17 protein-coding genes and 1 riboswitch are annotated in these 19,305 nt (G+C 63.1%); of the genes, 8 read left to right on the top strand and 9 right to left on the bottom strand.

Going from position 1 to position 19,305, the window contains the following annotated elements; all coding sequences use genetic code 11:
* Positions 1–85: 85 nt before the first annotated feature.
* On the top strand, positions 86–1,036 hold the full coding sequence (gene ubiA, locus ACSQ8R_RS02110) for a 4-hydroxybenzoate octaprenyltransferase (RefSeq protein WP_436251859.1): 951 nt from the start codon (positions 86–88) through the stop codon (positions 1,034–1,036).
* A gap of 80 nt (positions 1,037–1,116) precedes the next feature.
* Here the strand turns inward: ubiA and ACSQ8R_RS02115 are convergent, their stop codons facing one another.
* Positions 1,117–1,683, bottom strand: coding sequence for a DUF6101 family protein (locus ACSQ8R_RS02115; protein ID WP_436251860.1), 567 nt, complete (start codon positions 1,681–1,683; stop codon positions 1,117–1,119).
* Between the two features lie 304 nt (positions 1,684–1,987).
* Here ACSQ8R_RS02115 and ACSQ8R_RS02120 point away from each other — a divergent pair, with 304 nt between their 5' ends.
* Positions 1,988–4,573 carry a DUF1217 domain-containing protein gene (locus ACSQ8R_RS02120; RefSeq protein WP_436251861.1) on the top strand — a complete coding sequence of 862 codons (2,586 nt, stop codon included), beginning with the start codon at positions 1,988–1,990 and terminating at the stop codon, positions 4,571–4,573.
* Positions 4,574–4,585: 12 nt separating this feature from the next.
* Here ACSQ8R_RS02120 and ACSQ8R_RS02125 read toward each other — a convergent pair whose 3' ends face one another.
* The 4 genes from ACSQ8R_RS02125 to ACSQ8R_RS02140 are packed head-to-tail and all read right to left on the bottom strand — an operon-like array spanning position 4,586 to position 8,060.
* Positions 4,586–4,966 (bottom strand): winged helix-turn-helix domain-containing protein, encoded by a 381-nt coding sequence (locus tag ACSQ8R_RS02125; protein WP_436251862.1) that lies wholly within the window; start codon positions 4,964–4,966, stop codon positions 4,586–4,588.
* Entirely contained in the window at positions 4,963–6,408 is a 1,446-nt protein-coding gene (locus tag ACSQ8R_RS02130; RefSeq protein ID WP_436251863.1) for an FAD-binding oxidoreductase, read from the bottom strand. Before ACSQ8R_RS02130 ends, ACSQ8R_RS02125 begins: the two co-directional genes overlap by 4 nt.
* A gap of 26 nt (positions 6,409–6,434) precedes the next feature.
* Positions 6,435–7,412 carry an L-threonylcarbamoyladenylate synthase gene (locus ACSQ8R_RS02135; protein ID WP_436251864.1) on the bottom strand — a complete coding sequence of 326 codons (978 nt, stop codon included), beginning with the start codon at positions 7,410–7,412 and terminating at the stop codon, positions 6,435–6,437.
* Positions 7,413–7,445: 33 nt separating this feature from the next.
* Positions 7,446–8,060, bottom strand: coding sequence for a DUF6656 family protein (locus ACSQ8R_RS02140; protein ID WP_436251865.1), 615 nt, complete (start codon positions 8,058–8,060; stop codon positions 7,446–7,448).
* 165 nt (positions 8,061–8,225) lie between these two features.
* Positions 8,226–8,456: riboswitch (cobalamin riboswitch) on the top strand.
* 101 nt (positions 8,457–8,557) lie between these two features.
* Here ACSQ8R_RS02140 and ACSQ8R_RS02145 point away from each other — a divergent pair.
* The 3 genes from ACSQ8R_RS02145 (at position 8,558) to ACSQ8R_RS02155 (ending at position 10,975) form a co-directional block, all read left to right on the top strand.
* Positions 8,558–9,802 (top strand): aromatic ring-hydroxylating oxygenase subunit alpha, encoded by a 1,245-nt coding sequence (locus ACSQ8R_RS02145; protein ID WP_436251866.1) that lies wholly within the window; start codon positions 8,558–8,560, stop codon positions 9,800–9,802.
* 107 nt (positions 9,803–9,909) lie between these two features.
* Entirely contained in the window at positions 9,910–10,332 is a 423-nt protein-coding gene (locus ACSQ8R_RS02150; RefSeq protein WP_436251867.1) for a BA14K family protein, read from the top strand.
* Between the two features lie 190 nt (positions 10,333–10,522).
* Positions 10,523–10,975 carry a BA14K family protein gene (locus tag ACSQ8R_RS02155; RefSeq protein ID WP_436251868.1) on the top strand — a complete coding sequence of 151 codons (453 nt, stop codon included), beginning with the start codon at positions 10,523–10,525 and terminating at the stop codon, positions 10,973–10,975.
* Between the two features lie 69 nt (positions 10,976–11,044).
* Here the strand turns inward: ACSQ8R_RS02155 and ACSQ8R_RS02160 are convergent, their stop codons facing one another.
* On the bottom strand, positions 11,045–12,040 hold the full coding sequence (locus ACSQ8R_RS02160; RefSeq protein ID WP_436251869.1) for a transporter: 996 nt from the start codon (positions 12,038–12,040) through the stop codon (positions 11,045–11,047).
* 410 nt (positions 12,041–12,450) lie between these two features.
* Between ACSQ8R_RS02160 and ACSQ8R_RS02165 the strand changes: the two genes are divergently transcribed.
* From ACSQ8R_RS02165 to ACSQ8R_RS02175, 3 genes are all read left to right on the top strand, one after another.
* Positions 12,451–14,244, top strand: a complete 1,794-nt coding sequence (locus ACSQ8R_RS02165; RefSeq protein ID WP_436251870.1) for an acyl-CoA dehydrogenase — start codon at positions 12,451–12,453, stop codon at positions 14,242–14,244.
* Positions 14,245–14,255: 11 nt separating this feature from the next.
* A complete protein-coding gene (locus ACSQ8R_RS02170; RefSeq protein ID WP_436251871.1) occupies positions 14,256–15,014 on the top strand; it encodes a crotonase/enoyl-CoA hydratase family protein in 759 nt (252 codons plus the stop codon).
* 83 nt (positions 15,015–15,097) lie between these two features.
* Positions 15,098–15,463, top strand: coding sequence for a hypothetical protein (locus ACSQ8R_RS02175; RefSeq protein ID WP_436251872.1), 366 nt, complete (start codon positions 15,098–15,100; stop codon positions 15,461–15,463).
* Between the two features lie 37 nt (positions 15,464–15,500).
* On the opposite strand, the gene ACSQ8R_RS02180 is transcribed toward ACSQ8R_RS02175, so the two are convergent.
* The 3 genes from ACSQ8R_RS02180 to ACSQ8R_RS02190 all read right to left on the bottom strand — a co-directional run bounded on the left by ACSQ8R_RS02180 (position 15,501) and on the right by ACSQ8R_RS02190 (position 19,221).
* Complete coding sequence (locus tag ACSQ8R_RS02180; protein ID WP_436251873.1) at positions 15,501–17,084, bottom strand: peroxidase family protein; 1,584 nt, start codon at positions 17,082–17,084, stop codon at positions 15,501–15,503.
* Positions 17,085–17,215: 131 nt separating this feature from the next.
* Positions 17,216–18,460: a class I SAM-dependent RNA methyltransferase gene (locus ACSQ8R_RS02185; RefSeq protein ID WP_436251874.1), complete on the bottom strand. Its 1,245-nt coding sequence runs from the start codon at positions 18,458–18,460 to the stop codon at positions 17,216–17,218.
* A complete protein-coding gene (locus ACSQ8R_RS02190; protein WP_436251875.1) occupies positions 18,457–19,221 on the bottom strand; it encodes a TlyA family RNA methyltransferase in 765 nt (254 codons plus the stop codon). The genes ACSQ8R_RS02185 and ACSQ8R_RS02190 overlap by 4 nt, the downstream gene beginning before the upstream one ends.
* Positions 19,222–19,305 lie beyond the last annotated feature (84 nt).

The following is a 19,305-nucleotide window of genomic DNA, read 5'->3' on the forward strand; positions in this document are numbered from 1 at the left end:
CTCACGACGGAAGGCGTGGTCTTCCACGCCGGAGGCGACAAAGCGCCGGCTTGACCGCAACGTTCGGCCGGCGCTAGAACCGGCCATGACGAACGCCGACGATTTCAGCGGCCGCGTGGCCGACGCTCCCTCCGACAATTGGGTCTACCGCGTCCTGCCGCGGCCGGCCTGGCCCTATGCGCAGCTCGCCCGGTGGGACCGGCCGATCGGCTGGCAGCTGCTGATGTGGCCCTGCTTCTGGTCGGCGGCGCTGGCGGCCAATGCGGCGAAGGGGGAGGGGGTGTTTTCCCTTGGCCTCCTGCTTTTCCATCTCCTGCTGTTTTTCTTAGGCTCGGTCGCCATGCGCGGCGCCGGCTGCACCTATAACGATCTGATCGACCACGATATCGACATGGAAGTGGCGCGCACCCGTTCGCGGCCGCTGCCGTCCGGGCGCGTATCCCGCTTCGAGGCGAAGGTCTTTATCGCCGTGCAGGCGCTGGTCGGCCTGCTCGTTCTCATCCAGTTCAACGCCTTTACGATCGTGCTCGGCATCCTGTCGCTGGCGGTGGTGGCGATCTATCCCTTCGCCAAGCGGTTCACCGACTGGCCGCAATTTTTCCTCGGGCTTGCCTTTTCCTGGGGTGCGCTGATGGGCTGGGCCGCTACCTTCGGCAGCCTCTCGCCTGCCGCACTCTGGCTCTACCTGGCGGCCATCGCCTGGACGATCGGATACGACACGATCTACGCCCACCAGGACAAGGAGGATGACGAGTTGATCGGGGTGCGCTCGACCGCGCGTCTGTTCGGCGACAATACCAAGCCCTGGCTGATCGGCCTCTATGGCCTGTCGCTCATTTTCCTGCTGCTCGCCTTCGCATCGGCCGGCGCCGGTTTCCTTGCCTATCTCGGCCTTCTCGCCGCAGCGCTGATGTTCGGCTGGCAGGTTCTGGTCCTCGATATCGACAATGCCGACCAGTGCCTGAGACTTTTCAAATCCAACAACCGCGTCGGCGCGATCCTGTTTGCGGGCCTCCTCCTGTCGCTCGCCCTCTAATGGAAAAAGCCCGACCGGTTGACGATCGGGCTCTCTCCCACCTTATCGCGCGGGTGGTGGACAAAGGGACAAGCAAAGCCCTACCGACGCGCAATAATCTCCTTGCCTTCGATCTTCATCGTCACGCCGAGACTGCCGGTGGCACGGCGGACCAGGAAGCGCGGCCGGCGGGCCGCGAAATAGGAATGGCGGCGGCGCTGCCTGACGCCGCTGGTGCGCACGTCGCCGATATGGTTTTCCAGCGGCCGGGCGATGCCGTCGGCCTCCACCATCAGCATCGGAATGCGGTAGGCGTCCGACCAGCTCCGCCAGTCGGCGGCGATGTCGCAGAGGTCGTGGGCGACGAGCAGCGGAATGCACAGATCCGGGTCGTCGTGATACAGTTCGAGCGTGACCGTCACTTCGCCGTCGCCGTGGTCTATGGCGCGGGCCGCGACACCCTTGAAGGCGCGGGCGGGCAGGGCGAAGGAGAGCGGGAGGCCGCTTGCGGGGAGGATCTTACGCAGCACTGCGCCGCGTTCGTCGATGGTGATGGAGACATCTCCTGATGTCTCGCGCAGCGCATAGGTAACCTGCTGCGGGAAACGAGACGGATCGAGCCTGAATGTCGATCCTGCCCAGACGGGCTTCAGAACAGTGTTGGTCATCGATATGCTACCCTTGTTTTACCTGAGAGCCGTTGCCGGTTTCTCGACGGGACTTTTGTCCTCTGATAGCCAAAGCATAGGGCGGGCCATGTTCGAGACTGCTTAAAAATAGCGGTTAAAGAAGCCTTGCCTGCCTGAATGGTTAGCGAAAGGGCACGCTTTTGGGTTTCCGGAAGGTGAATCACGGCCTTGCTGTGCAGGCCTGGGACAATCCCGGCGTGACGCCGGAACGCCCAGAAAAGCCCCGGGCAAGGCTAGGTTGCGATCATTGCGGCAGCATCATTCCGACTCGTGGGGCCTTTCCGTGGTATCGACCTATCTCACCTTCGATCTTGTCAATCGCGACATGCAGAAAAGCCTGAAAACCATCGCCGGGCAGACGATGGTCGTCAACGATACGAAGTACTACCAGGAGAATATCGGCAAGATAAAAACGGTCGACGAGTTCCTCGACAACTATCGCCTCTACAGCTACGCGATGCAGGCGCACGGACTTGACGACATGATCTACGCCAAGGCGTTCATGAAGCAGGTGCTGGAAAGCGATCTCAGCGACGACAACAGCTTTGCGAACCGCCTGACCGACGATCGCTACCAGAATATCGCCGCAGCGTTCAATTTCGGCGTCTCCAACGGAGAAGGCGCCGCTGCCCAGTCCAACGGGCAGATGGAAGAGCTCTTCGATACCTATGACCAGACGATCGCCGCCCAGAACGATACACTCGAGGCCGACACCCGTTATTTCAAGGTGATGCTGGGCGAGACCGGCAATATCACCAATGTCGATCAGCTGCTGGCCAATCCGAGGCTTCGCGACTACATGTTCACCGCCTATGGCATCGATACGAAATACTACAACTACAATGCCATCCGTGGCGTGCTGGTCAGCGACCCTGCCGACCCGACCAGCTTCTACAACACCGCCTACGGCAACACTCTCGACCAGTATAATGCGGCAAAAACCGAGGACAGCGAGCTTGCCGAGCGGCTGAGCCTCAGCACCGGCATTCCCGCTCTGCAGGACTCGATCACGCTTGGCCAGCAGAAGAAGACCGATCTCGAAACCCAGATCGCCGCCAAGCAGGATGAGTTGAACAATGGCGGTCCGCCGACCCTCCAGGACGAGATCGACGCCATGCAGGTGGAGCTGACCAAGACGGTGGAGGCGATCCAGACGGACCAGGACACTCTTGCCACGTCACAGACACGCTATACCGAGCTGGATGGCCGGCTGGTGCCGATCGCCCAGACGGCCGAGCGGCGCGCCGAACTTGCAACGCTCATCGCCGCCGGGGCGTCCGATGCGCCCTATCTCGGCCTGATGAAATCGCTTGCCGAGGATTTCAACTTCAATGCGGACGGCTCGGTGCCGGCGGGCGGCGCGGTCACTCCGGAAAAGCTGCTGGAGATCGTCGGCGGCTTCTTCAACAAGCAGACCCGTGTCACCCATGCCGAGGCGATGTTCAACCAGGAGCTCTTCGAGCAGGAGCTCAAGACGGCGGACAATGTCAGCGACTTCATCGACGACCCGCGACTTCTCAAATATATCCGGGTCGCCTTCAATCTCGACAAGGCCACGGTCGTTAAATCGACGATCGAGCAGATCCTGACGAGCGACCTCTCCGACCCGGACAGCTATGCGAACCGCTTCGGGACGACCAATCCGGAATATCTGGAGCTGGCGAAGGCCTTCAACTTCAATACCGACGGCACCGTCGCCGCCGGCCAGGCCCAGGATGAATTGCAGACCAGCTCCACCCGCAGCAATTACATGAGCCGCTGGGACGACAAGCAGGAAGACGATCTCGCCAAAACCATCAAGTTCTACAAACTCGACCTCACAGCCGTGAAGACGCTCGACGATTTCCTGAGCTCGGACGCCGAAGACTCCTTGGTTTTCGCGCTGGAAGCGGTCGGGCTAGACCCGGCGACCGTTTCGAAACTGACGATCAAGAATGCCCTGAAAAGCGACCTTTCTGATCCGAACAGCTATATTTACAAGCTGAAGGACGAACGCTTCCTCTCGCTCGCCAAGTTTTTCAACTTCGACACCAAAGGGGCCGTCACTCGGCAGGTGCTGCTTCAGTCCAACGCCGCGATCACCAACGTTGCCAAGGACTATATCCTGCGCAAAAGCCGGTTCATGGAAGGCGATGAGCTCAAGGCTGCCAGGACGAAAGCCCAGACCGAGGCCAAGTACTACACCGACGCGATGCAGCGGATCGGCAGCCGCGACGAACTGCTCGCCGACCGCAAGACGCTCGACATCCTGCTGATCTCCAAGGGGATAGACCCCTCCACGGTCACCAACGATTTCCTGAAGCAGGCTTTCAACTCGGATCCCGCCGATCCCAAGAGCTTCGTCAATACCCAGACGGACAAGCGGTTTGCGCAGATCGTCGGTACCTTCAATTTCGATTCCAAGGGCGAGATCGACCGCAGCTCGGCAGGCGAGGCCCAGAACGGCGGCGAAGTCGTCGCGACCCAGGATCTTTACGTCCGCCAGATGCTCGAAACCCAGCAGGGCGAGGAAAATCCTGGTGTCCGGTTGGCGCTGTATTTCGAGCGCATGTCCGACAGCATCACCGACCCTTACGTGATCCTCGGCGACGAGGCGCTGATGGAGTTCTTCCGCGTCACCTTCAGCCTGCCCGCCGAAATCGGCAACATGGATGTCGACCAGCAGGCCAAGATAGTGGAGAAGAAGCTGAACCTCGAAGACCTCGCCGATCCGGAAAAGGTGAGGAAATTGGTGCAGCGCTTCACGATCATGTACGATCTGGAAAACAGCCCCGTTACGGCATCGCCGGCGAGCATTCTGAGTGGTGGCGGCTCGGCAGGCATCAGCTCGGATACCCTGTGGGCATTGTCCCAGATCAGGCTGAGCTAGGGGCAGGCGCCGTCAGGCGTTGTCGTCTTTGTCCACCGTCTCGAAGCGCGGATCGGCGTTCGATTCCAGCCAGTCGAGGTCTGCGCGCATCGCGTCGCGGCTTGCCTTTTCCATCCGCCGGTAGCGCGACAGCAGTTCCTGCCCGAATTCGGTCAGGCCCGCACCCCCGCCGCTTTTCCCGCCGTGGCGGGTAAAGATCGACGGCTCCTTGAACATACGGTTGATTTCGTCGCCGAGCAGCCATGCCCGCCGGTAGGACATGCCGATCGAGGCGCCCGCCGCCCGGATCGAGCCGTGTTCGGCGATCAGTTCCAGGAGTTGAGCCTTGCCTGGACCGAGCCGCACGCCGTTGTCGAGGTCGATCCTGATCGTGGTCCTCGACGAGCGGGTCATGGAATAGCGACCACCTTGCCGGGGTTCATGATGCCGGCCGGATCGAAAGCCTGCTTGATGCGCCGCATCAGGTCCATCTCGATCGGCGAGCGGATATGGGCAAGCTCGTCGCGCTTCAGTTGGCCGATGCCATGTTCGGCCGAAATCGACCCGCCGGCGGCTAGAACGATGCCGTGGACGATCGCGTTGATTTCCCGCCAGCGGCCGATGAAGGCCGCCTTGTCCGCGGCCATGTCGGCACTGATGGGCTGCGAGATGTTGTAATGGATGTTGCCGTCCCCGAGATGGCCGAAGGCGCATACCCGGGCCCCCGGCATGGCTGCCAGCACCGCCTGCTCGGCTTCTGCCATGAAGCTCGGGATTTTCGACACAGGCACCGAGACGTCATGCTTGATCGAACCGCCTTCCGGCTTCTGGGCGTCCGACATGCTTTCGCGCATGTGCCAGAGCGCCTTCTGCTGGGCGACGGAGGAGGCGATCACGGCGTCACGGATGAGGCCGGCCTCAAAGCCCTGTTCGAGCAGCGATTGCACCATGGACTCGGCCGTCTCGGCGGAATCCGAGGTCGAGATGTCGATCAGCGCGTACCACGGATGCGGCTCGGAGAGCGGATCGCGCACGCCCTCGATATGCCGGGTCACGAATTCGATGCCGATGCGCGGCATCATCTCGAAACCGGTCAGCGCCGTGCCGCAGAGGTTCGAGGCCCGCTCGAAGAGTTTCAGCGCATCCGCCGGCGAGGCGAGGCCCGCGAGTGCCACCTGGTGCCCGACCGGCTGCGGAAAGAGTTTCAGCACGGCGCCGGTAATGATGCCGAGCGTGCCTTCCGCGCCGATGAACAGGTCGCGCAGGTCGTAGCCGGTATTGTCCTTCTTGAGCCGGCGCAGTCCGTCCCAGATTTCGCCGGTCGGCAGCACCACTTCGAGCCCGAGGCAGAGCTGGCGGGTATTGCCGTAGGCGAGTACGGCTGTGCCGCCGGCATTGGTGGAAAGGTTGCCGCCGATGCGGCAGGACCCTTCGGAGCCAAGCGACAGCGGAAACAGCCGGTCGACGGCTTCCGCCGCCTTCTGCACGTCCGCAAGGATCGCCCCGGCATCGGCGACCAGCACGTTTGCGACCGGATCGACGTCCCGGATGCGGTTCATGCGTTCGAGCGAGACGATCAGGTCGTGGCCAGCGGTGCGCGGGGTCTGCCCCCCGACGAGGCCGGTATTGCCGGTCTGCGGCACTATCGGCGTGCCGGTTTCGCTTGCAAGCTTCAGGATCGCTGACACTTCCTCGACCGAACCCGGCTTCAGGAGCATGGGCGACGAACCTTTGTAGAGCCCGCGGCCCTCGATGAGATGAGGCGCAAGATCGCGGGCATCGCGCAGGACGTGGTTCTCGCCGACGATCGCCGCGAAGCGGTCGAGAAGCTCTGGTTTCGGCCCTGAAATGTCCATAAGCGTCTCCTCCTATTAGCCCCGGCTTATTCCCGGGGGGCGGCCGCCCTTGCCAGCCGGTCGTTGATGGCCTCGCCGAGCCCATGGTCGGGAATGGGCGTGACGGCGATACTGACGGCGCCGGTGGCGTCGGCGCGCTTCAGGTAATCGAACAGGTTTGCCGCCGCCTGCGCAAGGTCGCCGGACGGGCTCAGGTCAAAAACCGCTGCGGCGAGTTTCATTCCCCTGACCGGGGCCGAACCGAGCCGGATCAATGCCTCGCCCGCCTCGACATGGTCGGCGTTGAGCCTGACCGCTGCACCCGGCGCATAATGAGAGGCCAGCATGCCGGGAGCCTCGATGATTGCCGTCGGTCCCTCCGGCCGGATCACCGCAAGCCCGGTCGCCTTCTCGATCTCTTCCGCGGCTACCCCGCCTGGCCGCAGCAGCCGGATCACTCCGTTCTCGACCCGAACGATGGTCGATTCCACACCGACCGGGGCCGCGCCGCCGTCGATGATCAACGCCAGCTTGTCGCCCAGATCGTCGGCGACGTGGGCTGCGCTGGTCGGGCTCACCTTGCCGGACGTATTGGCGCTGGGAGCCGCGAGCGGCTTGCCGAAGGCGCGGATCAGTTCGGAGGCGAAACCCTTGGGGAGCCGGATGCCGACCGTATCGAGCCCGGCCGTCGCCAGCGCGTGGATGCCGCTTTCGGGCTTCAGGCGAAGGATCAGGGTAAGAGGCCCTGGCCAGAAAGCTCCGGCAAGCCTGCGCGAGATCGGGTCGAAGACGGCGTAACGCTCGGCCATGTCGAGATCCGACATGTGGCAGATCAGCGGATTGAAGCGCGGCCGGCCCTTGGTCTCGTAAATGCGCGTGATGGCGGCGGGATTGGTGGCATCCGCCGCAAGCCCGTAGACCGTCTCGGTCGGGATCGCGACGGGAAGCCCGTCGCCAAGCACGGCGCAGGCTTGGGCGAGCGCGCCGTCATGATCCCGGGTGATGTCGATGATTTGAGCCGTCATGTCCGCCCGTCAATAACGCGGCCCGTGGCGTCTTCAAAGCCTTTTGATGATCTCGCGAAGCATTTCGTTGGAAGTGCCGAGCATCAGGACGTTCTTGATGGCTTCCATCGGATCGTTGGTCTGGAACAGCAGGCCGTTCTTGCGGATCGTGCGGTTGATCTGCAGCGGCTGACCTGCCTCGCGTTCGACCGCGACGGCAAAGTACATACGTGAATAGGCCGGGCTGATATGCTCGAAGAAGGTTTCCTCCTCGCCGATCTTGGAGAAGAAGTTGGCGATATAGAACGACCAGCTCACCGGGACGCCGCGCGGAAGAAGCGTTCTCGCCGCAGTGACGTGGCAATAGCCGAGATGCGGCCGCTCATCGAGCGTGTGGTGAAAGATGATCTTCGGGAACTGGATCGAGCGGTGGAAGGAGTTGATCCGGTTGTGGCTCGTTTCACCGGCGGCCTCGAGCCTTTTGCCCGTGCGCTCTGCGACTTCGGTGTGGGTGAGGTAGCGACGCTCTTCCGGCAGCCAGATCGGATTGTAGCGGGCGATGCGCCCTGTCCGGAGGAATTCGGAATGGGACGCGGTCTTTGCCACCACCGGCGCTGGAGGCGTTGGTGGAGGAGCTTTGTAATAACGGATCTTTCCCTTGGCCTGCACGGTGGCGTCGCTCCCATTCACGCCGGGATTTTATGGCTTATCCCTTAATGACAGGTTTCGCTTTCGCGGAGCTGGAGTGTTGCATTCTGGGCCGTTTCGCCGCTGTCGCCAACGCGGTTGCCGATGTCGCAATGTTGCCTATGCGACACGCTCGCTCGATGGTTATATCCGCCTCGATCTTGAGGTGCCGCCTGACTAGGGAAGGCGGAGAATTGGGAAGCCGGCAGGGGTTTTCAAAATCCGATCCGGCGCTGCCCCCGCAACGGTGGTGGAGCAACAAGGCACGGCATGAGCCACTGGGAAAGAGCCGCAAAGGCCGCCCGGGAAGGCGCCGAGCCGGTCCCTCCCAGGGACAAGCTCCTGAGCCCGGAAACCAGCCTCGGGACAAAAGATGACGACCGGACGCGGCGGGCGTTCGGGACAGGGTGTTGCGCGGGCTTTCAGGCCGGCCGGCATTTCCATGTCCTTCCGCTGTCCACATTGACGAGGAAGGTAATATGGAAATTCGCAATCAGGCCCTGCGGCAGCTCAAGAACCGTCGTGAAGGCTTCAGCCTCGAGCAGCCCTTCTATACCGATCCCGCCTATTTCAAGCTCGATCTGGAAATGATCTGGTATCGCGACTGGCTGTTCGTCGGACATGATTGCGAGCTGCCGAAGGCCGGAGCCTATTTCACCCTGCAGATCGGCGATTATCCGGTGGTCGTCGTGCGCGGTCGCGACAACCAGATCCGCGCGCTGCACAATACCTGCCGCCATCGCGGCAGCCGCGTCTGCACCAAGGAGCATGGCTCGGCGGTCCGGCTCGTATGTCCCTACCATCAATGGACCTACGAGCTGGACGGCTCGCTTCTGGTCGGCCGCCAGATGGGCCAGGATTTCGACAAGACCCAGTTCAGCATGAAGAAGGTCCATTGCGAGAGCGTCGCCGGCTACATCTTCATCTGCCTTGCCAACGAAGCGCCTGATTTCGCGCCGGTCCGCGCCGCGATCGAACCCTATCTGGCCCCGCATCGCCTGTCGGAAGCCAAGGTCGCGCACCAGTCGACGATCATCGAGAAGGGCAACTGGAAGCTCGTCTGGGAAAACAACCGCGAGTGCTACCACTGCGCCGCGAACCATCCGGAACTCTGCCGCACCTATCCGGAATCGCCGACCGCGACCGGCGTCCAGGGTGCCAAGGACGATCCTGTCATCGCCGCCCATTGGCAGCGCTGCGAGGAGGCGGGGTTGCCGAGCGAATTCCGCATGGACGAAACCGGCCAGTTCCGCGTCGCGCGCATGCCGCTGATCGAGGATGCCGAGAGCTACACGATGAGCGGCCGCAACGCCGTGCAGCGCAAGCTCTCGGACGACGTGACGATCAATTCGATCGGCACCATGCTGCTCTTCCACTATCCGAGCAGCTGGAACCACATTCTCGGCGACCACGCGATCTCGTTCCGCGTCACCCCGCTCGGGCCGGAGGAAACGGCGGTCACCACCAAATGGCTTGTTCACAAGGATGCGGTCGAGGGCGTCGACTACAATCTCGAAGAGCTGACGCATGTCTGGAACATGACCAACGACCAGGACCGCCAGATCGTCGAGGAAAACGCCTTCGGCATCCGCTCGCCCGCCTATGAGCCGGGTCCCTATTCCGTGCTCCACGAGGGTGGCGTCATGCAGTTCGTCGAATGGTATTCGAACTTCATGGTGAACCGGCTGCAGGGCGACCAGGCGAAGCTTTCGATCGTCGCATGATCGCCAGCTCGTGATCGGCGTTGATCGGCGCCTGGCCTGCCTCCAGGAACCGATTGCTTCGTCCGGCGTTGTTTTCTGATTAAAAATCAGATGAGGAAACACCCCGCATGAACGCATTTCGTCTACGCCTGACAGCGGTGGCAGTTGCCGTCGCGACCACGTTTGCCGGGCTTGTGCCAGCGCAGGCCATTCAGATGCCGGCTCCTCCCTCCGGCATTTCGGCCGCGGGCGATGTCACCAATGTCCAGTACCGTCGCGACTTCCGGCGTGACCGCTACGGCTGGTACAGGGGTCATCGCGGTTACCGTGACCGTCGCGCCGGCTATCGCTATCACAACGGTTTCTGGTTCCCGCTGGCGGCCTTCGGTGCCGGCGCGATCATCGGTGGTGCTATTCAAGCCCCCCGCGCGCAGTATTCGAACCGGCACGTCGCCTGGTGTGAAAGCCGTTATCGCACCTACCGCGCCTGGGACGACACCTATGTGCCGCGCGCCGGCGTGCGGGCACGCTGCATCTCGCCTTACAGATAAGCACGCATCGTTCATCTGAAGCCAAGCCCGGTCGCGGACAAGCCGCAACCGGGCTTGCTTCGTCGCGGGGCCCGTTAATTGCGCATTCAGGATGAACTTCCTAAGGTCTCGGCAAATTTCAAATCCGCTGCATATTAAAACAAGTGGCTGTCGAAAATTGAAACATGGACAAGGGATCTGGGGACTGAACATGACTCTTTTGAAGAACATCGCGGTTGCGGGCATCTCCGTTGCCGTTCTCGCCGGCTCTCTGATGCCGGCTCAGGCGATGCCGCTGCCGGCCGCTCCGGCCGCCGGGATCGAAACGAACGCCAATGCGGAGGTCACCCTCGTGCAGTACCGTCGTCATGGCGGCGGCTGGTATCGTGGGCATCGCGGTTATCGCGACTACCGTCCGGGCTATCGCCGCCACAACGGTTACTGGTTTCCGCTGGCGGCATTCGGTGCCGGCGCCCTGATCGGCGGCGCCATCGCTGCCCAGCCGCGTTATGTCGAGCCGGCGCCGGTCTATGGCGGAGGGGACGACATCAATCCGCGCCATTACGAATGGTGCGCTGACCGCTACCGGTCCTACGACGCCTATTCGAACTCGTTCCAGCCGAATTACGGCCCACGCCAGACCTGCTATTCGCCTTATTTCTAAGAGCGCCCTGACAGGCACTATCCAACCCGTCCGGTATCATAGCCGGGCGGGTTTTCATTTGTTCAGCGGTCAGAGAATTCCGGTGCGCTTCAACAGCCACCAGGCGGCCAGCACCGAAACGCCGATCAGGCCGAAGGCATAGGCCGTCCCGCCGGAACCCCCTTCGAAAGGCAGCGACGAGGTGTTCATCCCGAAAAAGCCGGTGACCAAGGTCGGCGGCAGCAGGAAGGCGGTCATTAGCGACAGGATGTAGAGGTGCCGGTTGGTTTCGGAGGAGAGCTTCGAGTCGATTTCCTCGTGCAGCAGCCGGGCGCGTTCCTGTAGCGCGTAGACGTCGTGGTCCGCCGCCTCCAGCCTTCCGATCAGCCGCGCGGCGGCGTCGTCGAAACCGGGCGGCATCTCGTCGTCGTCGGTCGCCGCGGCGCGCCTGAGCAGCGTCAGCACGGTTCTCAGATGCCGGTGCAGCCTGACCACCGTCCGTCTGATCGGCGCGAGACGGCGCCGTTCGTCGCGTGGGGTGTTGTCGTAGACGAAATCCTCGATGATGTTCATCTCTTCGGTCAGTTCCATCACCAGGGCGATCAGCGTGCGCTGGAATTCGGCGACCAGCGTCTCGAACACGTCGATCGGCTTCTTGTAACGCGAGGCGTTCTTTTCGATCGCAGCCCGCACCCGGTCGACCGAACGCAGAGGCTGCAGCCGGGTGGTGATGATCAGCCTGTCCGAGACGAAGAAATGCAGCCAGCCGATATTGCGTGTCTCGCTGTCGAATTCCCGCTGGAAATCGACAAGCGTGCCGTAGACGAGCTGCTCGTCCAGCGTCACGGCAGCGTGGGTGTCGTGGGTGATGAGTGCTGCGATCGCCGGTGGAGTGAGGCCCGGGAAATTTTCCAGGAAGGCGTTGACCCGGCTGTCGGCGAGATTGAGATGCAGCCACAGGAACCCGTCTCCGGGCTCAAGATCGCTGCGTGCCGCATCGAGGGGCAACCGGGTGCAGGGCGCCGATCCCGGATGAAAGCGATAGGCCCAGACGAGGCCTGGGACAGCGGGGTTCATGAGCGACATGGGCGAGGAATCCGGAAGCATAGGCATCACTCCATAGACCCCTTCTGTAACGCTCGTTTCAACAAGATTCTCCAAAGCAGAAAAAGTAGCTTAGGCTCGTCATCTTGCAGCGCCAGACAGTGGCTCAACTCGGCTGGAAATTCATATGCTGCCAGAAGACGAATACCGCAAGCAATCCGAAGTCGCCGCCGCCGCCGACCGAAACGATCCGGCCCCTTTGGCATGGCTGGATGCGGTGCTTGCCGGTTAGCCGAATGCCGGAGACGGAAGGTATCGTCCGTTCGCCCTCTACCGACGAACGTTGACAATCCCGTTTACGTTTACGTAAAAAGCATAGGAGGAATGCCGGCCGCACAGAATCGGCTAGACTAGCGCGGTCGCGGCTGCAACCCGTGAGGAGGAGGAGCATCATGTACAAGGCACCGGTCGAGGAGATCGCCTTCACCCTGAACCACGTGGCCGGTCTTGCGGACGCCCTGGAGATCGGCAGGTTCGGGGATCTGAGCGCCGATCTGGTCGAGGCGATCCTCGAGGAGGCGGGACGTTTCGCCGGCAACGAGATGGCGCCGCTCGGCGAGATCGGCGACACCCAGGGCGCCCGTCTCACGGACGGCAAGGTGAAGACGCCTGACGGCTGGCCTGAACTCTACCGGCACTGGCGGGAAGGCGGCTGGAACGGACTGACCGCGCCGGAAGCGTTCGGCGGCCAGAACCTGCCGCATATGCTGAACGTCGCAGCGCTCGAAATGTGGAATTCCGCCTCCATGGCCTTTGCGCTGGCCCCGACCCTCACTATGGGCGCCATCGAGGCGCTGGTCGCCCATGGCAGCGATGCGCTCAAGGAAAAGTACCTCGCAAAGATGGTCTCCGGCGAATGGACCGGAACCATGAACCTGACGGAGCCGCATGCCGGCTCCGACCTTGGTGTATTGAAGACCCGCGCCGAGCGCAGCGGCGACGGCACCTACCGCATTTTCGGCCAGAAGATCTTCATCACCTGGGGCGAGCACGACGCGGCCGACAATATCATCCATCTGGTGCTGGCGCGGCTTCCCGATGCGCCCGCCGGCACCCGCGGCATCTCGCTGTTCCTGGTGCCCAAATTCCTGGTGGGTGATGACGGTTCGCTGGAAGCACGCAACGACGTCTTCTGCCATTCGATTGAACACAAGCTCGGCATCCACGGCTCGCCGACCTGCACGATGATCTATGGCGACGGCAAATATTCTCCCGGAAACGAGGAGGACATGGGCGCCGTCGGCTGGCTGATCGGCGAGGAGAACAAGGGCCTCGCCTGCATGTTCACGATGATGAACAACGCCCGGCTTGCGGTCGGCATGCAGGGCGTGGCGATCGCCGAGGCCGCCACCCAGAAGGCGATTGCCTATGCGAGCGAGCGCACCCAGGGCAAGGCGCCCGGCTGGTCGGGCTCCGGCATGAGTCCGATCATCGAGCATCCGGATATCGCCCGCACGCTGATCACCATGAAGGCGCTGACGCAAGGCGCCCGCGCCATCTGCTACGCCTGCGCCCACGCGATCGACATGTCGCACCATACCGAAGGCGACGAGGCCCGCCACTGGACCGAACGGGCAGCGCTTCTGACCCCCGTCGCCAAATCCTTCGCGACCGACGCCGGCGTCGACGTCGCGTCGCTCGGCATCCAGGTGCATGGCGGCATGGGCTTCATCGAGGAGACGGGTGCTGCCCGTTACTTGCGCGACGCCCGCATCGCGCCGATCTACGAGGGCACCAACGGCATCCAGGCGATCGACCTCGTGACCCGCAAGCTGCCGCTCTCCTCCGGCGACCAGGTGCGCGGCTTCATCGGCGAGCTGAAGGAGATCGCCGACAAGGTCACGGCCTCGAACAATACGGCATTCGGCGAAACCGGCGACCGTCTGAGGGCCGCCATCGCAGCACTTGAAACCGCCACCAACTGGCTCCTCGACACCCAGGCTGCCGGCAGGACGGCCGATGCGCTCGCCGGCGCGACGCCCTATCAGCGTCTTTTCGGCCTGGTGCTGACCGGCTGCTACCTCGCCAAGGGCGCGCTTGTCGCTGCCGATAATGGCGGTCCCGAAAAGCGGGTCGCGCTCTGCCGCTTCATGGCCGAGAACCTGCTCGCCGAAACCTCGGCCCTGAAGGACCGCGTCATTTCAGGCGCAGCGAGCCTTGAAGCCGCCCGCGCGATCCTGGCCTGAAGGAGAGATCTGTGAGCGACAACCATATCCTCGTCGAGCGTCCCGAAGCCCACCCCGGCGTCATGGTGATCCGCTTCAACCGGCCGGAAAAGAAGAACGCCATCACTTCGGCCATGTACCACCGCATGACCGCGGCGCTCGAAGAGGCCAACCGCGATGACGCGGTGCGCGCCGTCGCCTTCCTCGGCACCGAGGGCTGCTTTTCCGCCGGCAACGACATGGGCGATTTCCTGGCCTATGCCATGTCGGGCTCCAAGGAGGCGCCCGCCGCCGCCGTCTTCATCAAGGCGCTGGCGCTTGCCGAAAAACCGCTTGTATCCGGCGTCGATGGCCTGGCGATCGGCATCGGCACCACTCTGAACATGCATTGCGATCTCACGGTCGCTTCCGCCCGCAGCCTGTTCAAGACGCCGTTCGTCGATCTGGCGCTGGTGCCGGAAGCCGCCTCCAGCCTGCTGGCGCCGAAGGTCATCGGTCATCAGCGCGCCTTTGCCATGCTGGTGGCGGGCGAGGGTTTTTCGGCCGGTGCCGCGCTCGATGCCGGTCTGATCTGGAAGATCGTCGAGCCGGACGCGGTCGAAGCCGAAGCGCTGGCACTTGCCGTCGGCCTCGCGAAGAAGCCCCCGCAGGCCCTGAAGATCGCCCGCGATCTGGTGCGCGGGCCGCGCGACGCGGTGCTCGCCCGCATGGATGAGGAACTGGTGCATTTCTCCGCCCAGCTCAAAAGCGCGGAGGCGCGAGCCGCCTTCGAGGCCTTCATGCGACGTTAACGGTGTCCCATGGGAAACGCTGCTCCCGTCTTCTTTTGACGCAGCTTCGGCGCTAGATTGCCTCCATAACCTGGGAGGAAAGAATGTCGCATCGTTTCTGGTCGTGCCTGCTCGTATTGCTTCTGGGAATAGCGCCGGCGCAGGCCGAGATGCTGCCATTCTCACGGAGCCAGCCGCTGCAGCTCGCCCAGAGCCCTTCCGTGACTATCGGCCCGAACGGCGTCATCATCCGCCGCGACGACGATCGTGATAGGGACAGGGATCGCGACCGTGACCGTGACCGCGATAGAGATCGCCCCCGCCCGCAACGTTACGTCTGCGTCGTCTCCCCGCCGCCGAGCATGGACCGCCGTCGCCCCTTTGTCTGCAACGCAGAACCGGGTCGGGTCGGAGGCCGTTGCCGCTGCTCGGGCGTCGTCGGCAGCGGCACGCTCGATCTGGATCGGTGAACGGCCGGCGGTCCTCCGCCGAGCCGTTGTCCGCTGTTCAGCCGATCGGGTTGATATCACCCACGAAGCGGATCAGGTCGGCCATGGTGAAGTGGCCGGCCGTGGCTCCAGGTAGCTCCGGTGTCCAATTGGAGCGCAGCCACAGGAACGACTCGTGGTCTCCGTGCACGAGGCCGAGAAACGTCTCCGCGACGATGGTCGATCCCATCGGCCCGAGGCGTTCGCCCTGGTGGTGGTGCTGCGCCTCCTTCAGCACGTAGTACCAGAGCGGCGTCTTGATGTGCAGACCGTGCCGCTCCGCAACTTTGCCGTCCTCGCCCCTGGCGATCTGCTCCGGCGTCATCGGCGTCAGACCGATGGCCCGACAGACATCCTGGCCGGATGGCAGGCCGATCTGCACCCCGCGCCTCAGGTTGCGGAAGGCGAGATTGGCTTCGCGCTTCTCGGTCTCGGTGGGATCCTCCCGAAGGCCGGGAAGTGTATGAAGCGAAGGCGTGATGAACGGGTCCAGCCGCCGCGAGAAGTTGAAGGCAAAATCGGGATTGCCGGTTCCCTCGATATCGAAGAACCGCCGCCAGTCGATCGCCCAGTTGGACGGAAGAGCGACCTGCGGATTGAGCGGAAAGTCCTTAGGGTCCGGATCCAGTTCGCCGACGATCTTGCCCGACTTGCCGGTGAAGAAGAAGAGCAGCGGAAGCGTACCATTGGCAATCGCGCCGGGGCCGGGATGGAAGACGTGATTGTGGCTGTATGTCTCGCGCACCATCGAATGGCCGAGACGGTAGGCGGCCGCCGCAAATTCGGCGGGCATGTAGGGCGTCTCGACGAACCGGTAATAACGCCGGCCGGCATTCTTGATCTTGCGGACCAGCCCCGGCTCGGTCAGCCTTTCGACGAAGTCGAACAACACGATCCACTGATAGTGCCAGGTGACGACGCGGCGGGCCTCCTTGAAAAGCGCCGTTCCATCGAGATCGGGCTGTTTCGCCTTGACCCAGTCGACGACGGCATTGTGGAACTTGATCATCAGCAGGTGGGTCTGCGCGACGAGCAGGTTTTCATCGTTGCGTTCGTCGAAGATCAAGGCATGGCCGACCTGGTTGCGCGGCAGGTCGTTGGGCAGCGACGGGATTTTCCCGGTGGGATTGGCCGGCGAATTGTCACCGGATTCCGCCGCATGCCCGACCAGCAGCTTCGGTGTGATCCTGAAGCTCACCGGATCGCGCTGGTAAAGATAGGGATGGATGCCCGGGCCGTCCCCGTAGAGTGAATCGAGATCGAGTGCCGGGCTTCTGAAATTCTTGGTTGCCAGGGGATCGGCCTTCTGCTGGTCGAGCGGCGTCGTGTCGAGCGTGATGTCGTGATCGACGAACTGGCCGAAATAGGTAAAGCCTGCCGGAATGTTCCTGTTGTCTCCCGCGGGATCGGGATTCTTCCCCGGATCCCCCGGCTCCTTCATCGCGCGGGCGAGCTCGATCAGGATATCGTCGTCGATATTGAGCGGATCCAGTTTCGGAAACATCCGCCCGAATTTGCCTGGATCCCCATGCCCGGTCAGAGACTGAAGCGTCTCCCAGTGCATGCCTCGGACGCCGTGTCCATGCATTGCGAATTCTGTCATGATTGCCCTCCTTCGAAGACCATCGCCGCTGAGTATTCGTGGCTGATGGTTGCATCGAAAGATGGCACCTTAACCCCTGGATGCAAACCAATCGGTCGCAATCAAGGATTGTGAGGCCTGTGCGAGGCGCCCTATTTTTGCAGCAGCGCCACCGCCTCCACATGCGGGGACCAGAGAAACTGGTCGATCGGCGTGACGGCCTTGATCTCGTATCCGCCATCGACAAGAATTCTGAGGTCGCGGGCGAGCGTCAGCGGGTTGCAGCTGACCGCCACGACCGTCTTCACGCCTGACCGGACAAGTTCCTTCATCTGGACCTCGGCACCGGCGCGCGGCGGATCGAAGACGACGGCGTCATAGTTTTTCAGTTCCGACACCATCATCGGCCGGCGGAAGAGGTCGCGCTTCTCCACCGACACGGGCTTCAGCCCCTGCGTGTTGCGGGCTGCATGATCGAGCGCTCTGACCGATTTCTCGTCGCCTTCGACCGCATGCACCTTGGCGATGCGGGCGAGCCGCAGCGAAAACGTGCCGGAACCGGCAAACAGGTCGATGACGCGCTTGGCCTTGCCGACATGCGAGAGCACCAGTTCGGCCATCGCGTCTTCCGCCGGTTTCGTCGCCTGGGTAAAGGCGCCGGGGGGCGGGGAGACCTTGACGCCGCCGAAATCCACCAGCGGCTTCTGCAATTCGATGACGATCTCGCCGTTGGCAGAAACCCGCGCGATGCTTTTCAGCGCCAGCACGGTCTCGGTTACCGTGCGGCGCTGCTTGTCGTCGAGCGGCTTCAGCCCTTCCGCTGCAAGATCGAGGCCGGCGAAGGTCTCGAGAACCGAGATCCGGAACGTCTCCGAGCCGGTCGCCAGCGCCTTGCCTACCGCGCGGATCGCCTCCAGCCGGGTTACGATGCCCGGCGAGGCGATCGGACATTCGACGATCGAGACGATATGGTTGGTCTCGGCGCGGTTGAAGCCGAGCAGGAATTCCTTCTCGGTCCTGCGCGCCGAAAACACCACCCGACGGCGCTCGCCGGGATGCGCGATCACCAGCTCCCCGACCTCGGGCGTCAGGCCCTTGGATTTCAGTGCTTCGACCACGAGGTTGCGCTTGAAGGCGTGGTAGGGCGCGTCCGCCAGATGCTGCAGCGAACAGCCGCCGCAGGCGTCGCTGTCCGGGCCGAAGTGACGACAGGGCGGCGTGACCCGGTCAGGCGAGGGATTGGAGGTCGACATGACCGTGCCGTGATCGCCGTTCCGGGCGATCGCCAGCGTTTCGCCGGGCAGCGCATAGGGCACATAGACGGGGCCGTCTTCGCCGTTGGCGATACCGTGCCCCTGGGCGCCGAGCCGATTGATCGTGACGGTGACCGTGCTCATGAGGGTTCACCGGGCTTGCGGCCTGCGAGGAGATATTCCTGGTTGCCGTCGCCGCCGGCTATCGGGGAAGGGATGAGCCCGAGGCTCACCCAGCCCATCTCTTCGACCAGCCAGCGTTCGAGTTCGGCTGCCACCTGCGGCGCCGTCTCCGGCTCCTTCAGAAGCCCCGCCTTGCTGATCGCCTCGCGGCCTGCCTCGAATTGCGGCTTGACCAGCAGCACGCAGAGTGCGCCGGGCTCGGCAAGATCGAGGGCCGGCGCCAGCGCCAGCTTCAGCGAAATGAACGAGACGTCCGAGACGATGAAGGTGATCTCGCGGTCGTCATAATCCTCGGCGGTCAGATAGCGGGCGTTGAGGCCCTCGATATTGGTGACGCGCGGCTCGGCGAGCAGCCGCGGGTGCATCTGCCCATGACCGACGTCGATCGAGGTGACGTGCTCCGCGCCGCGCATGATCAGCACTTCGGTAAAGCCGCCGGTCGAGGCGCCGATATCGAGACAGTCGTGGCCGGCCGGATCGAGCTTGAAGTGATCGAGCGCCGCGACGAGCTTCAGGGCCGCACGGGACACGTAATCCTGCGCCGGGTCGTCAATGGTGAGTTTCGCGTCGAGCGGGAAGGTGAGGCTCGGCTTGGTGACGACGCGGCCGTTGACGGTGACGGTGCCGCGGGCGATCGCGTCGCGCGCACGGGCCCGGCTCGCGACGAGATTAAGCGAGACGAGAAGCTGGTCGAGGCGTTGGTTTTCGGGAGTTGAGGACATGATCGCAGTCAATGCCTGCCTATCGCCTTGCTTGCAAGGGGCCTGCTCGATGAAAACTCGCGGCCGCGTTCAATCAAATTTTAA

The sequence above is a fragment of the Neorhizobium sp. LjRoot104 genome, from assembly GCF_964253725.1.
Classification (GTDB): Bacteria; Pseudomonadota; Alphaproteobacteria; order Rhizobiales; family Rhizobiaceae; genus Neorhizobium.

What these genes read in the sequence shown, in the direction of transcription:
- ACSQ8R_RS02180 (WP_436251873.1), bottom strand. Translation starts at nt 17,084, where the DNA reads ATGACAGAATTCGCAATGCATGGACACGGCGTCCGAGGCATGCACTGG.
- ACSQ8R_RS02125 (WP_436251862.1), bottom strand. Translation starts at nt 4,966, where the DNA reads ATGACCCGCTCGTCGAGGACCACGATCAGGATCGACCTCGACAACGGC.
- ACSQ8R_RS02190 (WP_436251875.1), bottom strand. Translation starts at nt 19,221, where the DNA reads ATGTCCTCAACTCCCGAAAACCAACGCCTCGACCAGCTTCTCGTCTCG.
- ACSQ8R_RS02160 (WP_436251869.1), bottom strand. Translation starts at nt 12,040, where the DNA reads ATGTCGCTCATGAACCCCGCTGTCCCAGGCCTCGTCTGGGCCTATCGC.
- ACSQ8R_RS02150 (WP_436251867.1), top strand. Translation starts at nt 9,910, where the DNA reads ATGAACGCATTTCGTCTACGCCTGACAGCGGTGGCAGTTGCCGTCGCG.
- ACSQ8R_RS02130 (WP_436251863.1), bottom strand. Translation starts at nt 6,408, where the DNA reads ATGGACATTTCAGGGCCGAAACCAGAGCTTCTCGACCGCTTCGCGGCG.
- ACSQ8R_RS02155 (WP_436251868.1), top strand. Translation starts at nt 10,523, where the DNA reads ATGACTCTTTTGAAGAACATCGCGGTTGCGGGCATCTCCGTTGCCGTT.
- ACSQ8R_RS02185 (WP_436251874.1), bottom strand. Translation starts at nt 18,460, where the DNA reads ATGAGCACGGTCACCGTCACGATCAATCGGCTCGGCGCCCAGGGGCAC.
- ACSQ8R_RS02165 (WP_436251870.1), top strand. Translation starts at nt 12,451, where the DNA reads ATGTACAAGGCACCGGTCGAGGAGATCGCCTTCACCCTGAACCACGTG.
- ubiA (WP_436251859.1), top strand. Translation starts at nt 86, where the DNA reads ATGACGAACGCCGACGATTTCAGCGGCCGCGTGGCCGACGCTCCCTCC.
- ACSQ8R_RS02115 (WP_436251860.1), bottom strand. Translation starts at nt 1,683, where the DNA reads ATGACCAACACTGTTCTGAAGCCCGTCTGGGCAGGATCGACATTCAGG.
- ACSQ8R_RS02145 (WP_436251866.1), top strand. Translation starts at nt 8,558, where the DNA reads ATGGAAATTCGCAATCAGGCCCTGCGGCAGCTCAAGAACCGTCGTGAA.
- ACSQ8R_RS02175 (WP_436251872.1), top strand. Translation starts at nt 15,098, where the DNA reads ATGTCGCATCGTTTCTGGTCGTGCCTGCTCGTATTGCTTCTGGGAATA.
- ACSQ8R_RS02135 (WP_436251864.1), bottom strand. Translation starts at nt 7,412, where the DNA reads ATGACGGCTCAAATCATCGACATCACCCGGGATCATGACGGCGCGCTC.